Origin of the sequence: Mucilaginibacter sediminis (assembly GCF_051903035.1) — a bacterium.
Taxonomy (GTDB): Bacteria; Bacteroidota; Bacteroidia; order Sphingobacteriales; family Sphingobacteriaceae; genus Mucilaginibacter.
This window is the reverse complement of the sequence record NZ_CP170602.1, coordinates 5,347,584-5,369,021: the sequence shown is the minus strand read 5'-3', so window position 1 is coordinate 5,369,021 and position 21,438 is coordinate 5,347,584. Positions and strand designations below refer to the sequence as shown.

The window sequence follows — 21,438 nt, the reverse complement described above, 5'->3', positions numbered from 1 at the left end:
CCCGCTTATACCGCCACCTTTGTGCAACAAAAGCAACGAAGTTACCAGGACAAGTATTGGCATTTAAACGCCCCTAAAAACTAACAGCAACATGAAAGCAGCAGTAACCCCACAACCCGGCATGCCCGGAGTTATCCAGATACAGGACTTACCTATACCGGCGGCAAAAGAAGGCTGGGTATTAATTAAAATAAAAGCTTTCGGCTTAAACCGGTCGGAGTTGTTTACACGGCAGGGCCACTCGCCGGGTGTTATGTTCCCGCGCGTACAGGGTATTGAATGCGTGGGCGAGGTGGAGAATGATCCATCGGGTACATACCAGAAAGGCCAGAAAGTAGCAGCCATCATGGGCGGCATGGGCCGCGAATTTGATGGAGGGTATGCCGAATACACCCTTGTTCCCCAAACCATCGTTTTCCCGTTTGAAAGCGATATGCCCTGGGCAGTGCTTGGTGCCATCCCCGAAATGTTCCAGACCGTATCGGGTTCGTTGAATGAAGCATTGGAAATAAAAACAGGCGAAACACTGCTTATTCGGGGAGGTACGTCCTCAATTGGCATGCTGGCCTGCCAGCTGGCGAAAAGCATGGGACTGACGGTGGTTTCAACTACCAGGGATGAAGCTAAAGTTGTCCACCTTAAAGACAACGGCGCCGATCATGTCATCATCGACGATGGCGACGTTAATTCAAAACTCCGGCAAATATATCCGCAGGGCGTTGATAAGGTGTTGGAGCTGGTTGGTATTGCCAGCCTTAAAGACTCGCTGAAATGCATCAGGCCCAAAGGCATAGTTTGCATGACCGGGATACTGGGCGGCAGCTGGACGATGAATGAATTTACCCCGATGGGCGATATACCGTCACTCGGCCGTCTCACAGTTTATATGGGCGATGCCGCCAACCTGCATAAAGACCACTTACAGGAATTTATAGATGCGGTAGCCGGCGGAAAAATTAAACTCAACGTTGATAAAGTGTTTAAGCTTAACCAGGTTGCCGAAGCGCACACCTATATGGAAAGCAATCAGGCAAAAGGGAAAATTGTGGTAGAAATTTAAAGCGATATGGCTGTAAAGCAGGCTGATAATTGTAAATTAGGTGGTATGTTTTAACCTGAAGCTTTATGAGTAACACCAGCGATTTCCTTGCCAAAATCCCGTTTTTTTACGAGCCTGAATTTAAGGCGGAGTTGATGGAGCATGCCAAAGTGGTAAGCTTTAATAAGGGCGATGTTATTGTGCGCGATGGGCAGTATGTAAAGTTTTTGCCTATTGTTATTAAAGGCGCAATCAGGGTATTTCAGCAAAAGGACGACAGGGAATTTCTACTTTATTATGTGAAGGCCGAAGAAACCTGCACCATGTCGCTTGCCGCAGCCTATTTTAATAACAAAAGCACATCGCACGGAGTAGTTACCGAACCAACGGAGGTGCTCATATTCCCGGCCGGTTTGATAGATCAGTGGCAGCTTAAATATCCGTCATGGAACAGGTACGTGATGAATATTTTCAGGAAGCGGTATGATGAATTGATCAGCAATTTTGAGGTGACCGTGTTTGAGCATATTGATGTGCGGGTGATGGAATACTTAAAAAACCGGGCGCGAAATGAAGGCAGCAATTCGGTTCATTTTTCGCACCGGCAACTGGCTGATGAACTGGGTACAACCAGGGTGGTAATATCGCGGATATTAAAGGATTTTGAACGGCAGCAAAAAATAAAACTGTACCGTGGCCGAATAGATGTGCTTTAAAAATAAATTTTTGCCTGTGTATCTTTTGATACCGTTTTGAGGGGCCGGGCGCTTGTAGTTTTGGTTTATAATAAATAATCACTCTTTAAAACAATCAAAATTATGAAAACGCTACACTGTGCCGATGCCGGCTTTACCTGCGATGCTGTTGTAACCGCAAACACGGAAGAAGAAGTATTAACCATTGCTGCCGAGCATGCCCGCACTGTTCACGGTACCGAGGTTACACCCGAAATGGCCGAGCAGATAAAAACACTCATCAAAGAGGCTTAATCGTTCCGTTGAACGAAGGCGAAGACTCACCCTGCCCCGATGCATCGGGGCAGGGTGAGTCTTCGCCGCCATGCAATATCTGTCATATGTAGCGCAGTTGCCTCCCCTTTCGGCTACTGTGTGTACACATCTTTTGGAAACGTACCAATAATAAAAAAAATGTCATTTCGAACGAACCTGCAATGGGTTGCGCGGGCGGGGTGAGGAGAAATCTTATACGCCCTGCATTCCGATGGGCTTGTTGTGATGCAGGGCGTATAAGATTTCTCCTCGTACCTCGTTCGAAATGACATTTTTTTTGTTTTAGAGATGTGTACACACGGTAGCGCGTTCGGGGTATTATTTTTTTTGCGCCGGGCGCTTAAAAATCAAGCAATTATCGATATTGCATGTAAATAAAACCCCTGGGCAAATGAAAAACTCTCCTGCGGCAACAGAAACTGCGAAAATCGGCGGCAGCCGGCTAATTTCGGTTGATGCCTACCGTGGCTTTGTGATGTTGCTGATGATGGGCGAGGCGCTATCATTTAAGGAAGTTTATAGCAAGCTGCCCGGAAGTACGTTTTGGAGTGTTCTGGCCTTTAACCAGGATCACGTTGCCTGGGCCGGTTGTTCGCTGCATGATATGATCCAGCCGTCGTTTTCATTTTTGGTTGGCCTTGCTTTGCCTTTTTCAATAGCCGGCCGCATGGCTAAAGGCGATAAGTTCTCCGAATTGTTAAAGCATGCTTTGCTGCGCTCGGTTATACTTATTGCCCTGGGCATTTTTTTGCGTTCCATGTGGTCTAAACAAACGTATTTTACTTTCGAAGATACCCTGACCCAGATAGGCCTGGGATACACCTTCCTTTTTTTACTGGGATTTTGCAGGCAGCGGATACAAATTATTGCGCTCGTTGTAATTCTTGTAGGGTATTGGGCGGCTTTTGCAGCATACCCTTTGCCGGGCGGTGGTTTTGATTACGCGGCGGCAGGTGTACCCCCAAACTGGGAACATAATTTTACAGGCTTTGCCGCCCACTGGAACAAAAACACCAACCTGGCCTGGGCCTTTGATCGCTGGTTTTTAAACCTGTTCCCTCGCGAGTCCGTCTTTACTCACAATAATGGGGGCTATGCCACCCTAAGCTTTATACCAACCCTTGGCACCATGATTATTGGCTTGCTGGCCGGCAACCAACTGCGTAAAGGAACCGCTCCGTTTGTTTTGGTGCGCCGCTTTGTGTTAACCGGGATTGGTTTTATAGCCATTGCGGCCTTATTACATTTTACAGGTATCGCTCCCATTGTAAAGCGCATCTGGACACCCGGCTGGGTATTGTTTAGCGGCGGATGCTGCTTTTTATTGCTATCCTTTTTTTACGGTGTTATTGATGCGGCGGGGCATAAAAAATGGCCGCTGTTGCTGGTAATGATAGGCACAAACTCCATAGCAGCCTACGTGCTGGCCGATGGTTTTGGCTCCTTTATCCGCGAGAGTTTATACATCCACCTGGGCCGTAACTATGATATGATTTTTGGCGATGCTTACAGTACACTCATTAAAGGCGCGCTTGTGCTGGCAATACAATGGCTTATCCTGTTTTGGATGTATCGTAAAAAAATATTCATTAAAATTTAAGGCAGGATTTCGGCAGGTGGCTGTGTTAATAAAACTCCTGCATGCACTGTGCGTAAGTAGCCCCAATGGGAATGCTGTGCTCATTGATATTAATTTGGGCCCTGTCAAACCGGCTGATTTTATCGCGGGCAACTATAAAAGCCCGGTGCGTGCGGATAAACTTTTTGGCGGGTAGCATCAGCAACATATCTGTAATGGTAATCCGGGTGCTTAATGAACTACCGCCATGCAGGTATATTTTGGTATAGTTGCCCGCGGCCTCAATAAACAGGATTTCATTCATTTTAACTTTAATTTGTTCATAACCGTCTTTTATAAATAGAGATGTCACCTCGTCGGTGCTGCCGGGCTTGCTGCGCAACTCATACAGCTCATGGGCTTTATTGCAGGCCTTTAAAAAGCGAGGCAGCGAAAAAGGTTTTAGCAGGTAATCAATAGCATCCAACTCAAAACTTTTTACCGCATGTTCCGAGTAAGCCGTTGTAAAAACAACCATCGGTGGGCTGGTGATGCTGCTCAAAAAATCAATTCCGCTGATATCGGGCATTTTAATATCAAGGAATATTAAATCTGTTTTATTTTTTTGCAGGTAGGTCAGCGCGTCAAATGCGTTGGTAAATGTTTCTGCCAACTCAATAAACGGCACTTTGGCTGCATGCGATTTTACTACATCAAGCGCTATGGGTTCATCATCAATGGCAATGGCTATCATTCTTTAAAATTAATTATTATATGGAAGCTAAAAAGCAGAATGCACAAAGACTAAAGCTAATATATTGATTTTCTGTTTGATAAAAGGATTAAAGTAAGATTAATTAGTAAATTCTATATAATATCCAGCTGCACCGTTAGGTGTATAAAAAACTCTTTGGCGTTTTCGCGGATAACTAAATCGTGCCGGTTGGGGTAAAGTAGTGCTATCCTTTGTTTCACATTATCAAGCCCAATGCCGCTTTGCCCTTTTTCGGGGTCGTTATCATGGCGAATGTGGATGCTGTTGTGCACATCAAAGTAAAGCGTGTTGCCATCGGTTTGCAGGGTAACCTTTATATGCGATGGGTTTTGCAGGCTTATGCCATGTTTAAAGGCATTCTCTACAAAAGGGATCAGCAGCATCGGTGTTATCATGAGGGCGCCCTGGTAATCTTCAATCTGGGTTTCAATAATGATAGATGATGAAGCAGATGTACGTAACTTTTGCAGCAGGATATAATTTTTAAGATAATCAATATCCCGCGATAGCAGGATCCTGTCGCGCACGTTTTCTTCCAGCATAAAACGCATCATATCGCCCAGTTTTTGAATGCCCTCGCCGGTGCGCTCGGCATTTTCCTGCAGGGCGGTGCCATACAGCGTATTTAGCGCGTTGAATAAGAAGTGTGGGTTAATTTGCGATTTTAAAAAGTTAAGGTTAGCGTCTGATTGGCCTAACTCGGTTTTAAGGGTTTTAATTTCTTCGTCTTTTTTAGCGTTGCGCCTTTTGTAGGTAGTGCGGGCCAGCGGCATTACAATAAACAATTGCGTTAAAAAGTTGAGAAAAACCAACCATGCGATGTTTTCTGCGTCGCCAATATCAATAACCAGCACAAATATGGCAGCCGGCCTGCTTAATCCGCTTCCGCCTTTAAAGGATAAGCAGATGAGATACACCGCAAGAGACGATAGTGCCGCAAGCAGGAACATCCGGAAGAAATAATAAATGATATTCTTGTTTTTTAATTTCTCGTTTGGCAATAGCACATGTACGGCGTATAGGTATAAAACCATTGCTGCGGCTACATCATACAAAATATAAAAATGCAGCATAACCGGGGTGGATACATAAAGCAACCCAATGGTAATTAGTATCCACGATGCAGTAAGCAAAGAAGCTTCATAATACAGAGCGCTTTCGCCGTTTTGGCGGTTACGGTTAAAGTAAATGAACAGAATTTTTAGCGCCAGCAATGCCGCGAAATAGATGCTGATAATACCCACTAAATAACTGAGTGCGATGAAAATAAATATTAGCAGCGAGCCGTTTAATGCCGTACCGCCATCACCTTCAAAAGCAGGTGTCAGGTAAAAGCAAAGCAAAAGATAGATGATAAATGTTACCAGATAACTAAACAGAATGGGCATCAGCGTAGCGCTCAATAGTGCGGGGGTAACCGCTTGCTGGCCCGCCTGGATCATGTTATTGGCTGCTATCTGATTATTGCGTATAATATCAAATATCGAAAGTATCAACGCCGCTATAATGCAGCCTGTTACTACCCAAAACTCAATCCGGGTTACGTCGTTTTTAAACTTAAAGGTTATTTGCTTAAACATTGCGTTTGTGATTAAGGTGTATGTGTTTTCCGGTACAATGGTACAAAAGCTATTTTGCCCAATTATTAAAATGTGATGAACCATCCAAAAAATGTGACGAACGACGTTGCCTGACCGGCTTTGAAGTTACCGCCCCGTTATATTACTCTCCCCACCGCCTTCCCCGGCTCATTTAGTGTAACATTTACACTTGTTAAAAATCTCTTAAAGCACTGTTAATCATTAGTTAATATCTGGTATTTGCAAAATGCTTGTATTTTTTGAATTTATATAAAAATCAGCGCTAAATTGATTTATTTTGTTTGTACAACCAATTATCTGCCCGGCTCCCATTTGCCGATAAGTTAACATCTATTTTATCTCATGCTAACAACATTAGCGTTTTTTTGCACAAAAATATCGTCGGCCAATATTCTTTGGGTCGGCAATCATCTTACATCAAAAAGGGTATAAATTAAATCAAGAACTATGAAAAAAAACTACAGATTCATTTTAAGGCTATTTTACCACGCAAGGCAAGCAGCCATGCTGCTGCTTTTTATGCTGATAGCCTCCGCAAGCGCATTTGCGCAAAGCACCCAAATTAAAGGTACCGTTACCGACGAAACCAATTCCCCCCTGCCCGGTGTTGTGGTAACGGTTAAAAGCACGGGCAAAGCTACCACCACCAACAGTAACGGTGTTTACCAGGTTACGGTTAGCGGTGCTGCTGATGTTTTGAAATTTACATTTTTAGGTTCGGTACCTAAAGAAGTAACCGTAGGCGGCAAAACCGTTGTAAATATTACTTTGGTAACCGATACCAAACAGCTTAAGGATGTTGTGGTTATTGGTTATGGTACAGCAAGCCGTAAGGATGTAACCGGAGCCATTACCTCGGTAAAGGCCGAAGACTTTAACGCAGGTGTTTTAACCACTCCCGCCGAACTTTTACAAGGTAAGGTAGCCGGCTTAAACATTACCAAAAGCGGCGACCCTAACAAACAGCCTGCAACTATTTTAAGGGGGCCATCAACCCTGCGCGAGGGTGCTGCACAACAGCCGTTTTATGTGATTGACGGTGTTCCAGGCGCTTCTATCGATCTGCTTGCGCCGGCTGACATTGAAAGCATTGATGTGTTAAAAGATGCATCGTCAACAGCTATTTACGGTTCGCGTGCCGCAAACGGTGTAATTATAGTTACTACCCGCAAGGCCAAAGCGGGGCAAACAAGGCTAACTTACAGCGCTTATGGTGCTGTTGAGAAGGTATCAAAAAACATCGACGTACTTACCGGCGATCAGCTGCGTCAATACCTGGCCGACAACGGTGTAAAAGCATTGGCCCAGCCAACTGATGATGACGGCTCCAATACCAATTGGCAAAAGCTTGCCGAAAGAACCGGTTATTCTCAAAACCATAACCTTTCATACGGCGGCGCCGGTACCAATTCGGAGTATGGTGCAAGTGTAAACTATATGAAAAACAATGGTATACTAAGAAATACCAGCCTTGAGCGTACTATTTACAAAGGTTATATCAACCAGCGCTTTTTCAATGATCGTTTAAAATTGGGTATCACCCTTACCAACAGCGTTACCAAAAACAACGATATATTTCAAAGCCAGGTGTTATCGGGTATTTTATTCTACCTGCCAACGGTTAGCCCCTTTAACCCTGATGGCACCTATAAAGAAAACTACTCCCGTACAGGTAGCGGCCCTTTAAACCCGTTAAGTTTAATTAACAACAACTTCACCAAAACAGAAAATAACAAAACGCTCATCAATGGTTTTGCTTCTGTCGACATATTAAAAGGTTTAAAGTTTACCATATCTGGGTCAACCCAAAAAGAGCAGAACAATGTAAACACATACTCTACAAGCCAGTCGGGTATCTATGTTAACCAAAACGGCGTTGCTGTACGCAGTGCCTATACTAATACCAGCAATGTTGTTGAAGCTTATTTTAATTATGACCGTGTTTTTGGAAAGCACTCGTTGAAATTATTGGGTGGATACTCTTATCAGCAGGATCGTAACAATGACGGTTTTGGTGTGCAAACACAAAACTTCTCAAACGATGCCTTAACTTACAACTATCTTGCGTTATCAAATCCTACCCAGCTTTCGCAAATAGTATTTAACCCGGCCTATATTTCAACATTAAGGTTTGTATCGTTTTATGCACGTGCTCAGTATGAGTTTTCAGACAAATACCTATTACAGGCTTCATTGAGGGAAGACGGTTCTTCGGCATTTGGTATTAACCAGCGCCATGGTTATTTCCCGGCTGTTTCTGCAGGATGGAAGATCACTAACGAAGAGTTTATGAAATCCATTCCGGTTATCAGCGACCTGAAATTAAGGGCAGGCTATGGTGTATCAGGTAACAGTTTGGGCTTCGATGCCTTTACCGCAAGGTTAATTTACGGCGTTCCTCCGGGCGGCGGTAAATTTTTAAGCAATGGCAACATTGTTAACCCTATTGGCCCTGTACGTAACGATAACCCCGATTTGAAATGGGAGAGTACCGCAACCACCAACGTTGGTTTGGATTTTGGTTTGTTTAATAACCGTTTAACCGGCTCGGTAGATTACTATATCAAGAAAACGTCCGATCTGATATACACTTACCCGGTGTCAACAACATTGTATTTTTATCCATTTTATACTGCTAACGTAGGTAAAATTAAAAACAGCGGTATCGAGGTTGTTATCAACGCGGTACCTGTAAAAACACGCGATTTTACCTGGCGTACTTCATTCAATGTTTCGCATAATAAAAACGTTGTACAAAGCCTGTCAAACAGCCAGTTTGGCCTTAACTTTATTCAAACAGCACAGTTGGGCGGTAAAGGTCAATCAGGCAACTACAGCCAGATCATTCAGCCTGGCTATGCTATCGGCACGTTTGACCTGTGGCATTACTTAGGTAAAAATGCCAACGGCGTAAGTACCTATCAAAAGGCCGACGGATCAACAACGGCTACCCAACCGCTTACCTCCGATCAGTTTATAAAGTACGATGCCCAACCGAAACTGATTTACGGCTGGAGCAACAGTTTCTTCTATAAAAACTTCGACCTTAACTTCCTGGTACGTGGCGTGTATGGCAACAAGGTATTGAATGCAACCCTTGCCTCATTAAACAACCCTGCCGATTCAAAGCTGCAGAATATCCCAACGTTTACCTTAGGCGAATCATTTAAAGATATCAATGCTTACCTCGTATCTGATCGTTTCCTTGAAAGTGGTTCATACCTGCGTTTAGATAACGCTACACTGGGTTACACCATCAAGCCACATATCCAGGCCTTTAAAAGCCTTCGTTTTTATGCATCCGGAAATAACATTTTTATCATCACCAAATACCGTGGTGTTGATCCCGAAATTAATATCGGCGGCCTGACACCGGGTATCGATAATAAGGATTTCTATCCTAAAACACGCACGTTTAGCTTAGGCATAACGGCACAATTCTAAAAAATCAGAAGGAGATAAAAAGATGAAAAAGATAATTATAATATGTGCCGCAATTGCTGTGATCATGAGCACATATTCATGTACAAAATTAGATGTACCTGTTGAATCACAATACGTAAAAACAAATTTCCCGGTTACCGATGCCGATTATACCGCATTGCTGGGCACTATTTATTCAAACCTATCGGCAAGCTACGCGGTGCCTTACTGGCGCATGCAGGACATGTCTACAGATGAGGCCATATTGCCCGCCCGTGATGGCAACTTTGACGACGGCGGCCAGTACAGGCAATTACACTACCACACCTGGACGTTTGACCACCCTAACGTAATAGGTGTTTGGCAATGGGGTTTTGGGGGTATCAACACCTGTAACCGTATCATCAGCGTAATTAACGCTTCATCATCATCGGCCACAAAAAAGGCAGCCTCTATTGCCGAAGTTAAAGCAATGCGCGCCCTGTACCTTTATTTCATGATGGACCTGTATGGCAACGTACCTATCATTACCGATTTTCCGGTAACTGTACAACCTGCCAACCAGCCGCGTGCCAAGGTATACGCGTTTATTGAAAGCGAGCTTAAAGCCGTTTTACCTTTATTGCCCGCTAAAAGCGCCAATGCAGCAACAAACGTATCGCAGTATGGCCGCCCAACAAAAGGTATGGTGTTTGCCTTGCTTGCAAAAATGTACCTCAACTCCGGCGTGTATACCGGTACCACCCGTTACCAGGAAACCGTTACCATGTGCGATAGCGTGCAGGCCAACGCCAACTACTTCCTGGATGCCAGATACAGGGACATATTTTTGCCAACCAATGGCCCGGCAATTAATGAAACCATTTTTGCAGTACCTTACGATCAGCAAATACCGGGCAACCAGTTTACCCGTTTCGGTTTCTTTTACTACCTGGCTAATGCATACGGCTTTAACGTGGGTTTAAGTATTGCCATGAGTACTACGCCCGAGTTTTACAATCGTTTTAATATTCCGGGCGACGACCGTACCAAAACATGGCTGGCTGGACCGCAATATTATCCAGATGGGAATGGCGGCTTTACTAATCAGCCGGTTTACTATCCTGTGGGAGCCGCAGGTGTTCCGCCAAACACACAAATAAACATTATTCCTACGTTAACCTTAACCGGGTTAAAGCCAATGGATTTGGGCAACGATGTGCTTACTTCACAATCAGAAGGCGTGCGTTCACTAAAATATTATCCGGATGTTAACATCATCCAGGCAACCCGGTTAAACAGTAATGATGTACCGGTATTCCGTTTGGCCGATGTGTACCTGATGAAAGCAGAAGCTATATTGCGCGGGGCGACACCAACAGCCATAAACGGCGAAGTGCAAATCCCGCTTACATTAGTAAACAAACTTCGTACCCGCGCTCACGCGCAGCTGGCCTCATCCATTGATTTGGATGGCTTGCTGGATGAGCGCGCACGTGAACTTTCATGGGAAGCATGGCGCCGTAATGACCTGATCCGTTATGGGTTGTTTGAAAAAGAGTATCCGCTGCCGGTTGCCGGTGGTAAAACAGACGATTTGAAAATGAATACCGATCCTACCCGCAGGTTATACCCAATTCCATCAACCGAATTAAAAACAAACCCTAACCTGGTGCAAAATCCTGGTTATTAATATTTTTTGACAGATAATAAGCGCAAGGACACGTCTCTTGCGCTTATTTCGTTTTAATTTGATAGCTAAATAATATAATACCATGAAACTCATTAGCGGCTTACTCATCAGCCTTTTATTCCCACTCACGGTTTTAAAAAACGATACCGATGATATTACCATCAACAAGATCCAGGTAATCGGATCGCACAATAGCTATAAGCGGGCCATCGACCCCAAATTGTTTAAATTTTTGCAGCAGCGCGATTCTGTGGGCATGAGCAAAATTGATTACGAACACGTCGATCTGTCAGATCAGCTTAATTTAGGTTTGGGCGCCCTGGAAATAGATGTTTACGCTGATGCCAAAGGCGGTAAATACGCCCACCCAAAAGGATTGGACTGGGCACCCGGCCAACCTGCTTTTGATACCGATGGCGTAATGAAAGCGCCCGGCTTTAAGGTTTTTCATATACAGGATATCGACTACCGCAGCAATTGTCAAACCTTTAAACTTTGCCTGCAGGAGCTAAAAAAATGGAGCGACACGCATCCAGGCCATAACCCTGTTTTTATTACTATGAATGCCAAGGACGAGCCGATGAAGAAGCCGCGCTTTACCATCCCCGAAAAATTCACATCGGCCACATTTAACGCTTTGGATAAAGAGATTTTGGATAACCTGGGCAAACAATACGTAATAACCCCCGACGATGTACGGGGCAAATATAAAACCCTTGAAACAGCAGTATTACATAACAACTGGCCAACGCTAAAAGCAGCTAAAGGGAAGTTTATATTTATCCTTGATGAAAAAGGCAAAAAAAGGGCCGCCTATATAGCCGGCCACCCATCGTTAAAAGGCAGGGTGCTGTTTGCCGATGCTATGCCCGGCACGCCCGAAGCTGCCATCCATATCATGAACAACGCAAAAAAAGACCTTGTTGCAATAAAAGCACTGGTAAAAAAAGGCTATATCATCCGCACCCGTGCTGATTCGGACACCGAGGAAGCCCGCAATAATGATAAAAGCTCATTTGCCGCCGCGCAAAAATCGGGCGCTCAAATTATCAGTACCGACTACTACAAAAAAAGCACACACTTTAAATCAGATTACGTAATCAGTTTTGCTGATGGCACCTACTTTAAAGTTGACCCATTGTTTAAGGCGACGGCGGCTGTTGGTGCAAAATAATAAGCCATTTAAAGTTGCGAAGGAAAGCCCCGGACTATCAAAGAGGGCACTGAAAAAGTGGCTATTTATCAAAAGAGGTTGTTTTCAAAATTGAAAACAACCTCTTTTTCGTTGGCGTATTCGGGTAGGTGGTGGAGAGTGATTTCGTACAGACGATTCTCAGCGCCTCCATTTTATCTGTAAAAGTGCCCCTTTGATTTTAAAGGACTTTTTCAGTGCCCTCTTTGATAGTCCGGGGCTTTCCTGGTTTAATAATTCCAGATTTGAGAAGTTTAATTAATGCTGTTTTTTTTCAACAAATTGTTGATGGCTATACCGTTTAAAATTTTTTTAAGTCTTCGGCTGCTTTATCATCGAAAGCAAAATATTTCTCCGTCTCTGCACAAAATGTCCCTACCTTACGTTATCGTAGTAATTAAAACTAACCATCAAACTTTACACAACATGAAAAAACTACTTACCCTTGTCATCCTGTTCGCGCTTGTTGCTCCCGTATTCGCACAATCAACCGATCAGCGCCGTACCATTGTAGTTACCGGTACTGCCGAAACCGAAGTTACACCCGATAATATCATCGTATCTATCGCACTACAGGAATTTATGGATGGCAAAAAACGCGTGCCTATTTATGAGTTGGAGGCTCAGCTTGAAAAAGCGGTTAAAGATGCCGGTATCCCTAAAGAGGATTTCACTATCGACGATGTTTCGGCCTGGAACAATTATTATCAAAAGAAAAGAGCTCCCGATTTTATGGCCGGCAAGCAATACCATATCCTGGTGCACAACCTTGATAAATACAACAAGATACTGGCCGCTATAAACCCCAAAGGCATTTCTGCTACCGAGGTACAAAGTTCCGAATACTCTAAAATAATCGAACTAAAGCGGGAGCTTAAGATTAAGGCCCTTCTTGCTGCCCGCGATAAAGCAACTTATATGCTTGATGCCCTGGGCGAAAAATTAGGCCGCCCCATCACCATAAATGAAACCGATCCTGCAACCAGCTATTTCAGTTCATCGGTCCCGCAGTACACCAACACTATCATGTTCAACAAAGCGGCACCGGCCGAATCTGACATCAACTATAAAAAGATAAAAGTAAGCTTCCAGGTGCAGGCTGTTTTCGAGATAAAGTAAAACCGGATTAAAACAGGCAGGCGTCAAGGCGGCTGCAAATAATTATCCATTCCTGCAACGAATCAGGCCGTGCCTCAGTCTTATCTACATAAATCAAAACAACATGAAAGCATATATTCTCTCGGCATTGCTGGCCTGCCAAACCATGGCGGCTATAGCGCAGGATAACGATGGCAAAACGCCATACATGACAAAATCCCTGGCAAGTGATGCCATCAACAGCGTTGTGGTAAATACATCGGCCGGCGGTATAGAAGTAAGCGGACGCGCCGGGCAGGCTCCAAGGGTTGAAGTGTACATCAGGGGCAATAACGGCCGTGATCTGTCAAAAGAAGAAATCAAAAAACGCCTGGACGAGGATTACGACCTGAGTGTAACCGTAACCGGTCACGAAGTACGGGCCATTGCCAAAAACAAGCACGAAAACCAAAGCTTCAACTGGAAAAAATCAATCAGTATCTCGTTTAAAATATTGGTTCCGCAACAGGTTGCTACCAATCTGAAAACCAGTGGCGGAGGTATCCGTTTAGATAACTTAAAAGGTAATGAAACATTTACTACCAGCGGCGGAGGATTGGAAGTCGACAGGCTTTACGGCACAATTAAAGGTACAACATCTGGTGGCGGAATACGAGTTACCAACAGCGGTGATAACATTAACCTGCAAACCAGCGGCGGTGGCATCGAGGCCAAAAACCTTACCGGAAAAATCAGCTTGGAAACATCGGGCGGCGGCTTACGCCTCGAAAATTTAAAAGGTACCGTAAATGCCCATACCAGCGGCGGCGGTGTTGAAGGTAACAATATTGAAGGGGAACTGGTAACCAGCACCTCTGGCGGCGGCATCGACCTTAAAGGCATGAACTGCAGCCTCGACGCATCTACAAGCGCCGGAAGCCTGCGTGCACAAATGGTTAAAGTGGGTAAGTTCCTGAAACTGGACGTAAGCTCGGGTAATATTGATTTACAGCTGCCGGCAAACCAGGGCCTAAACCTCGATATTCGTGGCGACGGTATTAACCAGCACCCATCAAAAATAAGTGGCTTTACCGGGCAGTGGGACAATGAACATATTAAAGGCACGGTGAACGGAGGAGGTGCGCCGGTGACAGCCGAAGCGTCGAGCGGTAACGTAAGCGTTAAGTTTAACTAAGCAAACAAACCAATCAACCATATACAGGAAGCTCCGGGTCGGAAGATCAGGGGCTTTTTGTGTTTAGTGAAAAATAACAGCTTTACTCCGGTTTTCAAAAAAAATGCATGAGCAATTGTGTTGCTTTAGATGGTGGATGATTGCTGTGTATGGTATTGATGGTTAGGTATTTAAATGCTATTTTTTTAGGTTGTTGAGATAGGGTTTTTACTTTTAAAACAAATACTTGTGGCTTAAGGATTCAGGGATATTGAAGCAATAAACAATGAATAATATGCTCAAATAGTTGAATCCATTTAAGCTATTAGTTACGATTTTTACTGATTAGGTGTATCTTCATACGCCCCGACTTCAACCAGCATAAATGAGAAAACTGATAAGCATTCCTCCGGCCTTTAAACAATTTGGCGACCACCATTTTGCCAAAGAAAACTATTACTTCAGCTCGGACCCTAAAGAGGGCAAAGTTGGCTCGGGTGGCGGAACAGTTAATTTATTGTATGAAGCCAGTAAAGAGGAGAATGCTATAGGCCCGATAAATAATTGGTTACGCAAAGAGAAGCGGCTGATTATCCATGCAGGGGGCCAAAGCCGGCGTTTGCCGGCCTATGCGGCCGTAGGCAAAGTGTTTACACCCATGCCCATCTTTAGCTGGAAAAGAGGACAGCGCATAGGCCAAACGCTGATTGACCTGCAATTACCGCTGTATGAAGAAATATTGAACAAAGCCCCCAAAAGCCTCAATCACCTGGTAGCCAGTGGCGATGTGCTTATTCGTGCAGGGGGCGTATTGCCCGAAATTCCGGATGCGGATATTGTTTGCTTCGGCCTGTGGGAGCGGCCCGAGAAAGCATCTAATTTTGGTGTTTTTTTTGCACACAAAAGCTCGCCCAAACAGCTGGCCTTTGCGTTGCAAAAACCCACAGCTCAAAAATTGCAGGAGTTGCAACCTAACTACCTGTTTTTTATCGATATCGGCGTTTGGCTGTTTAGCCCTAAAGCCATGGAATTGATGTTTGAGCGTAGCGGGTGGGATAAAGATAGTAACTCGTTTGCTGGCGGCATTCCCTCGTTTTATGATATGTACACAGAGTTTGGGCAGGCCCTGGGCAAAAACCCAACGTTGAAGGACGATGCCATCAATCAGTTAAAAGTAGCAATTGTGCCGCTCCCTAAAGGCGAATTTTACCATTTTGGAACCAGCGCCGAGCTGATAGAATCGACCGATAAGCTGCAAAACCTGGTGAAAAACCAGGAAGAGATATGGCATAATAAAATAAAACCCAGCGCCGACCTGTTTACTCAAAACGCGATCACCAGGATTGACTTTACCCGCGCAAACAATTCGATTTGGATTGAGAATAGTGATATTGCCCGCACCTGGAAATTGAGTAGTAAACATGTTATTACAGGAGCACCTGCAAATGATTGGACGCTTAACCTGCCCGAGGAAACATGTCTTGATTTTATACCCATTGGTAATAACGATGAATGGTGTGTAAGGGTTTATGGTTTTTACAACCCCCAATTACCCAAACGGGGAATAAATGCAAATAACGGTTATTCGGCTGCCGACTGGTTTAACGAGCCTGTTTACCCTGTATTTGATGCGGCAGATTTGAACAGTGAGGTGATACAGGACCTGATTGATAACCCATGTAATTACAAGGCAAAGGGAAAACGGTTAATTGCCGCCGCTGATGTTGCCGATGAAATAAACCTTTACCGCCAGTACGCCCAGCGTGAAACTTTTTTAGAAAGTAACCTGCAAAGTATGGCAGCTAACTGGAAACAATCTGTTTTTTATCAGCTTGATTTGAAGAATGCTGCCGGGATATTTAAAAATGCAAAGCTAACATTACCGCCTGCTTTACCGGATGACGCCCCGCTGTTAACGCGCCTGCACGACCAGATGTTCAGGAGCGAGGTGTTAGGTTCAAACGATCCATCCGCTGCCGCCTACGAGGCAAAAGCATTTGGATTGCTTGCCGAAACTATTGTTGATACGGCCAAAGCTGAACTTGCGGCGCCGCGGTTGGATGTAATGTCCGACCAGATAGTTTGGGGCCGCAGCCCAATCAGGCTCGACCTGGCTGGTGGTTGGACAGACACGCCTCCAAACTGCCTCATAAACGGCGGGAAGGTACTAAACCTGGCTGTTGAGCTTAATGGCCAACCTCCGCTGCAGGTATTCATAAAACCGTCTGCCGAATATGTTATCACGCTGCGATCTATTGATTTGGGTGTAAGGGAGGATATAACCACTTATCAGCAATTAAATGATTATAATAATTCAGTCGGTTCGGCATTTTGTATTCCCAAAGCGGCGCTTTGCCTGGCTGGTTTTGTTCCGGAATTTTCGGCAAACAGGTACGGTTCGCTGATAGAGCAATTGAAAGACTTTGGTATGGGCATCGAGGTAACGTTGTTGGCTGCTATACCCAAGGGATCGGGCTTAGGCACAAGTTCAATCCTGGCAAGTACGGTATTGGGCACCTTAAGCGATTTTTGCGATTTGAAATGGGATAAATATGCCATCTGCTCGCGAACACTGGTTTTGGAGCAAATGTTAACAACCGGCGGCGGCTGGCAGGATCAGTATGGCGGTGTTTTTGGTGGAATTAAGCTATTGGAAAGCAACCCGGGTATTTTTCAAAAGCCCACAGTACGGTGGGCGCCTGAGTTTATTTTTACCGATGCTTCTGCAGCATCTGTGTTGTTATATTATACCGGAATTACCCGGATAGCTAAAAATATCCTGGCCGAAATTGTGAAGGGAATGTTTCTTAACGGCAATAGCTATTTAAGCATCCTGGAAGAAATGAACCATCACGCCCTTAAAACCTACGAAGCTTTCCAATACGGCAACCTGCAGCAAGTGGCCGAGGCTACAGGCATTAGCTGGGAGCTTAACCAGCGGTTGGATGGCGGTACCAATACTCCGGAAACTCAGGCTATTATTGATCGCATCAGCGATTATATCATTAGCTGTAAATTACTGGGCGCGGGTGGCGGTGGATACATGCTAATATTTGCAAAGGATGTGGCCGCAGCGGCAAAGGTGCGTGGCGCTCTGAACGCCAACCCGCTTAATAACAGGGCGAGGTTTGTTGATTGGTCTATTTCGCGGGATGGATTTAAGACATCAAGGAGTTAATGTAAGGGTTAGCAAGGGGGGCACACTCGCACCCCGCCAAAACCCCATTAATTTAATTGCCCGGCTCTTTTGTATTGCTATTCATCAGCCTTCGCCCTTTGCTCAACACTTTTAACCGTTGCCTTTTTAGGGATATCGGCTGTGCTGTTTCATCGGCCTCATTATTATGGAGTCCATATGCAGCTATAATTTCTTTGCAGGATAGGCTGCCGATGATTGTATTTTCTGCCGATGTAACCGCTACCAGTTCTGCACTATGCTTTGCCATTAATTCGGCCGCCTGGCGTAATGATGTGTTGCTGTTTATCGTTAATGTTGATGGGTGAACTATATTAGCGAGGGTTAGTTTGTCGGCCAGTGTATCATTATAAATATCGGCTAAATTGGCTGTACCTGTGTAATTGCCTTTTTTATCAACCACAATAAAATCATGGGTGTTTGTGCTGTGGGCCAGCAGCGTGGCTTTTACTTCACTAACCGTGTTTTGGGCGTTTAGTATAACAAAGCTTTTGTTCATAACATCAACTACAGATAATTTACTCAGCACATCGGGCTCAAATGAAACAGGAGTGACTACCCCTCTGCGGGCAATTTTTTCGGTCATGATGGTATTCTCCATTAAAAAAAACGATACCAGGTACGATGCTGTGCAAGCGCCAAGCAAAGGGAGTAAGGCGTTTGATTGCATGGTAGATTCGAGCGCAAAGGTAATGCTGGTTAAATACGCCCGTGAGGCACCGGCAAACATAGATGACATGCCCAGCAACGCAGCCATTGGTATGGTTATGCCCGAATTGGGAAAAAACATTAAAATAACTGCGCCGGTGATAGCCCCCGCCGCGCCGCCAATGGTTAACAAGGGAGCAAGCGTGCCGCCGGATGTGCCGCTACCCAGTGCAATTGCCCACGACAGAAATTTAAAAAAGCATAAACGCAAAATAAGCAGTAACGGAATGGTACCCGATAAAATGCTGATGATATTATCATAGCCCACACCCAACGTATGAGGGGCAAAATATCCAATTAAACCAACACCAAGGCCGCCTAAGGCAGGCCACCACATCCAGTGAATGGGGAGTTTATCAAACCAATCTTCAATTAAATAAACGATTTTGGTAATCCCTAATGATAAAAATCCGATAAACAGGCCGATACCACTATAAATGGCTAATGCCCCATTAGATGGCACCGCTAAATTGGGCATAGGAAAAACCGGGCCCGGTTCAAATAACAGGTGGTGACCTGCAGCCCCCGTTATACAAGCCAGGGCGACCGGTAAAATAGATTTGGGCGAAAACTCAAATAAAAGCAACTCGATAGCCAATAACACCGCCGCTATAGGGGTGCCGAATATGGCCGACATGCCTGCGGTTGCACCGGCAGCAAGGATAACCTTACGCTCATTGGCGGTAATTTTTAATAATTGGCCAAGGGTTGATCCTAATGCCCCACCGGTTGCAATTATTGGCCCTTCAGCACCGAAGGGCCCACCGGTGCCAATGGCAATTGCCGATGATATGGGCTTTAGAAAAGTAATAGAAGGTTTTATTTTGCTTTGGTTAGTTAGTATTTGTTCCATGGCTTCGGGGATACCATGCCCCCTGATGGCTTTTGAACCATATAAGGCCATTAGCCCCACAATTATCCCGCCAATGGCCGGCACAATAATAACCCACAGGCCCAGGTGGTTAGCGGCAGGGCTATGGAAATGCACATCAAGCAAACCGTAAAAAGATATGTTGGTTACAATATTAATGAGGTATATAAGGCCCTTGGCTATAATGCTGATGGCTATTGCCACCGTAACAGATAATGCCGAAATATATAAGAGCCTGTTTTTTGTAGTACGGCTTAAGGTTAATTTATCCTGATGACTATTAATGGCGTTTAAGGAAGGCGAGATGGGAATGCCTGTTTCTTTTTGTTTCATGATGAATATTACAGCCCGCATAATTATAAATGGGCGTCTATTTTATTGCAAAAGTAATATAAAATAGATTTTTTATGAAAAAACTTTACAATAAAACATTGCACATGCAATATTTTATTGTAAAGTTTGTGGCGGAATTTATTAAAAACATTACAAGGATAGTAACATGAAAAAATTCAGTTATGCATTAATGGCGATAGGGGTTATCATCATTATTATTGGTTTTTTAACCTTTACCAATTTAAAAACAGTTAACGCGGTTGATTCACACAACTGGACAATTTACATTAATGGCGCAAAATCATTCCCATGGCCTGTGTTTGGCGGCTCGGTAATTGCCATATTAGGAATTATTTTTAACATGGCTACCTGGGAGCAGCCAAAAGGCCGGTACTTTTAATAATTTCGCACAGGCAATTTGCCAATATAAACGGGGCATTCATACATGGCAAAAAGTAAAAACGTTTGTGATTTAAAAAGCTGCTTTTTGTGCATGCACTGCTTAAAAGATTGGATTCCGGCTATTGCGGCCCAGCGAAAAAACTATGTTGTAAAAAAAGGCGAGGCAATATTTAAAGAAGGCGACCCGGTTACAGGAATTTATTTTGTTTACGAGGGCAAAGTAAAAGTGCACAAGAAATGGGATGCCGAAAAAGAGTTGATATTGCGTTTTGCCAAAAAAGGCGATATTGTTGGCCACCTGGGGCTTGGCGATACAGGTTATTATCCTGTATCGGCTACGGCTATTGAGGCCGGCATAATTTGTTATATCAGCATGGATTTCCTGGAATCGACGCTGAACGTTAACAATAGCTTTGTAATAAAGCTTATGCGCTTTTTTGCTAATGAGTTGCAGGAATCTGAAAAGCGAATGCGGAACCTTGCGCATATGCCCGTTAAAGGGCGGGTTGCGCAGGCGCTCATCTCCCTCAAAAATAAATTCGGTATCAATGCCGATGGGTTTATTGACATCGACCTGAGTCGGCAGGACCTGGCCGCATTTACCGGTGCCGCATACGAATCACTGTTTCGCACCATTAATGATCTGGTTGAGGAAAAGATCATTGAAATAGCCGGCAAAAGCATATTTATTAAAAACGAGGGCTTATTGCTTAAACTGACAGAAGAAACAGGCGTGTAGGCGGTAACTTAACGCTGATACCTGCGCCATACCATAAACCACTTTTTATTGTTGGGATATTTGCGATGGCCGCTTACATTGTTTACCAGCAAAGCTACCAGCAGCAATACTATTGCGCCGGATAATACCGGGCTTAATACGTATAAATATCCCAATGCCTGTATTTTGGCCGAGCCAATGTTAGCAATCAGCGCTGTGGCTCCACCCGGCGGATGCAGCGTTTTGGTAATTTGCATCAATACAATGGCAACTGATACAGCCAGGGCAGATGACAGCCAAACCTCGTGCGGGATAAGCTTATGCATTGTTACCCCTACGATAGCGCAGATTACATGGCCGCCAATTAAGTTTCGGGGCTGGGCGAGAGGGCTGTTTACGATGCCATAAATTAATACCGATGAAGCACCAAAAGAACCAATAAGGAATAAATTATCTGAGGGGCTAAAGTATCGGTTGCTAAAAAACCCAATTAAGCCTATGCCCAGGAACGAGCCTATAAACGTCCAGAAATGCTCTTTATAATCAACCAGCGTTTCTTTATAAACAATATAACGGGCGGTGCGAGCGTGGCGATGTATCCTTCTTATCATAATTTATAAGCCTGCGCAAAAGTAGATACTTTACATTATGACACAAGGGATAATTTAAAATCGGGAATGGAGGGTAAA

Annotated in this window: 16 protein-coding genes; 12 read left to right on the top strand and 4 right to left on the bottom strand. The window is 44.4% G+C overall.

The window, feature by feature from the left end; translation table 11 throughout:
* Positions 1–91: 91 nt before the first annotated feature.
* The 4 genes from ACFGVS_RS22305 to ACFGVS_RS22290 all read left to right on the top strand — a co-directional run bounded on the left by ACFGVS_RS22305 (position 92) and on the right by ACFGVS_RS22290 (position 3,649).
* Positions 92–1,060: a zinc-binding alcohol dehydrogenase family protein gene (locus ACFGVS_RS22305; RefSeq protein WP_439695638.1), complete on the top strand. Its 969-nt coding sequence runs from the start codon at positions 92–94 to the stop codon at positions 1,058–1,060.
* A gap of 65 nt (positions 1,061–1,125) precedes the next feature.
* Positions 1,126–1,755, top strand: coding sequence for a Crp/Fnr family transcriptional regulator (locus tag ACFGVS_RS22300; RefSeq protein WP_439695637.1), 630 nt, complete (start codon positions 1,126–1,128; stop codon positions 1,753–1,755).
* A 102-nt stretch (positions 1,756–1,857) separates the two neighbouring features.
* Positions 1,858–2,028 carry a DUF1059 domain-containing protein gene (locus ACFGVS_RS22295; protein ID WP_274211035.1) on the top strand — a complete coding sequence of 57 codons (171 nt, stop codon included), beginning with the start codon at positions 1,858–1,860 and terminating at the stop codon, positions 2,026–2,028.
* Between the two features lie 412 nt (positions 2,029–2,440).
* Positions 2,441–3,649, top strand: a complete 1,209-nt coding sequence (locus ACFGVS_RS22290; protein ID WP_218152477.1) for an acyltransferase family protein — start codon at positions 2,441–2,443, stop codon at positions 3,647–3,649.
* Positions 3,650–3,674: 25 nt separating this feature from the next.
* Here the strand turns inward: ACFGVS_RS22290 and ACFGVS_RS22285 are convergent, their stop codons facing one another.
* Positions 3,675–4,361 carry a LytR/AlgR family response regulator transcription factor gene (locus ACFGVS_RS22285; RefSeq protein ID WP_439695636.1) on the bottom strand — a complete coding sequence of 229 codons (687 nt, stop codon included), beginning with the start codon at positions 4,359–4,361 and terminating at the stop codon, positions 3,675–3,677.
* Between the two features lie 113 nt (positions 4,362–4,474).
* Positions 4,475–5,962 carry a sensor histidine kinase gene (locus ACFGVS_RS22280; RefSeq protein ID WP_439695635.1) on the bottom strand — a complete coding sequence of 496 codons (1,488 nt, stop codon included), beginning with the start codon at positions 5,960–5,962 and terminating at the stop codon, positions 4,475–4,477.
* Positions 5,963–6,430: 468 nt separating this feature from the next.
* Here ACFGVS_RS22280 and ACFGVS_RS22275 point away from each other — a divergent pair, with 468 nt between their 5' ends.
* From ACFGVS_RS22275 to ACFGVS_RS22250, 6 genes are all read left to right on the top strand, one after another.
* The gene (locus tag ACFGVS_RS22275) at positions 6,431–9,427 is read left to right on the top strand and encodes a SusC/RagA family TonB-linked outer membrane protein (RefSeq protein WP_439695634.1); all 2,997 of its coding nucleotides are present in this window, start codon (positions 6,431–6,433) and stop codon (positions 9,425–9,427) included.
* Between the two features lie 22 nt (positions 9,428–9,449).
* The gene (locus tag ACFGVS_RS22270) at positions 9,450–11,078 is read left to right on the top strand and encodes a RagB/SusD family nutrient uptake outer membrane protein (RefSeq protein WP_439695633.1); all 1,629 of its coding nucleotides are present in this window, start codon (positions 9,450–9,452) and stop codon (positions 11,076–11,078) included.
* A gap of 82 nt (positions 11,079–11,160) precedes the next feature.
* Complete coding sequence (locus ACFGVS_RS22265; protein WP_439695632.1) at positions 11,161–12,252, top strand: phosphatidylinositol-specific phospholipase C1-like protein; 1,092 nt, start codon at positions 11,161–11,163, stop codon at positions 12,250–12,252.
* Between the two features lie 444 nt (positions 12,253–12,696).
* On the top strand, positions 12,697–13,389 hold the full coding sequence (locus tag ACFGVS_RS22260) for an SIMPL domain-containing protein (protein WP_439695631.1): 693 nt from the start codon (positions 12,697–12,699) through the stop codon (positions 13,387–13,389).
* Positions 13,390–13,492: 103 nt separating this feature from the next.
* Positions 13,493–14,542: a DUF4097 family beta strand repeat-containing protein gene (locus tag ACFGVS_RS22255; protein WP_439695630.1), complete on the top strand. Its 1,050-nt coding sequence runs from the start codon at positions 13,493–13,495 to the stop codon at positions 14,540–14,542.
* 364 nt (positions 14,543–14,906) lie between these two features.
* Positions 14,907–17,699, top strand: coding sequence for a bifunctional fucokinase/fucose-1-phosphate guanylyltransferase (locus ACFGVS_RS22250; RefSeq protein ID WP_439695629.1), 2,793 nt, complete (start codon positions 14,907–14,909; stop codon positions 17,697–17,699).
* A gap of 52 nt (positions 17,700–17,751) precedes the next feature.
* Here ACFGVS_RS22250 and ACFGVS_RS22245 read toward each other — a convergent pair whose 3' ends face one another.
* Positions 17,752–19,629, bottom strand: a complete 1,878-nt coding sequence (locus tag ACFGVS_RS22245; protein ID WP_439695628.1) for a chloride channel protein — start codon at positions 19,627–19,629, stop codon at positions 17,752–17,754.
* Positions 19,630–19,795: 166 nt separating this feature from the next.
* Here ACFGVS_RS22245 and ACFGVS_RS22240 point away from each other — a divergent pair, with 166 nt between their 5' ends.
* Positions 19,796–20,029 (top strand): hypothetical protein, encoded by a 234-nt coding sequence (locus tag ACFGVS_RS22240; RefSeq protein WP_090638907.1) that lies wholly within the window; start codon positions 19,796–19,798, stop codon positions 20,027–20,029.
* 93 nt (positions 20,030–20,122) lie between these two features.
* Entirely contained in the window at positions 20,123–20,770 is a 648-nt protein-coding gene (locus ACFGVS_RS22235) for a Crp/Fnr family transcriptional regulator (protein WP_274211045.1), read from the top strand.
* Positions 20,771–20,778: 8 nt separating this feature from the next.
* On the opposite strand, the gene ACFGVS_RS22230 is transcribed toward ACFGVS_RS22235, so the two are convergent.
* Positions 20,779–21,360, bottom strand: a complete 582-nt coding sequence (locus ACFGVS_RS22230) for an HPP family protein (protein WP_274211046.1) — start codon at positions 21,358–21,360, stop codon at positions 20,779–20,781.
* Between the last annotated feature and the right edge of the window lie 78 nt (positions 21,361–21,438).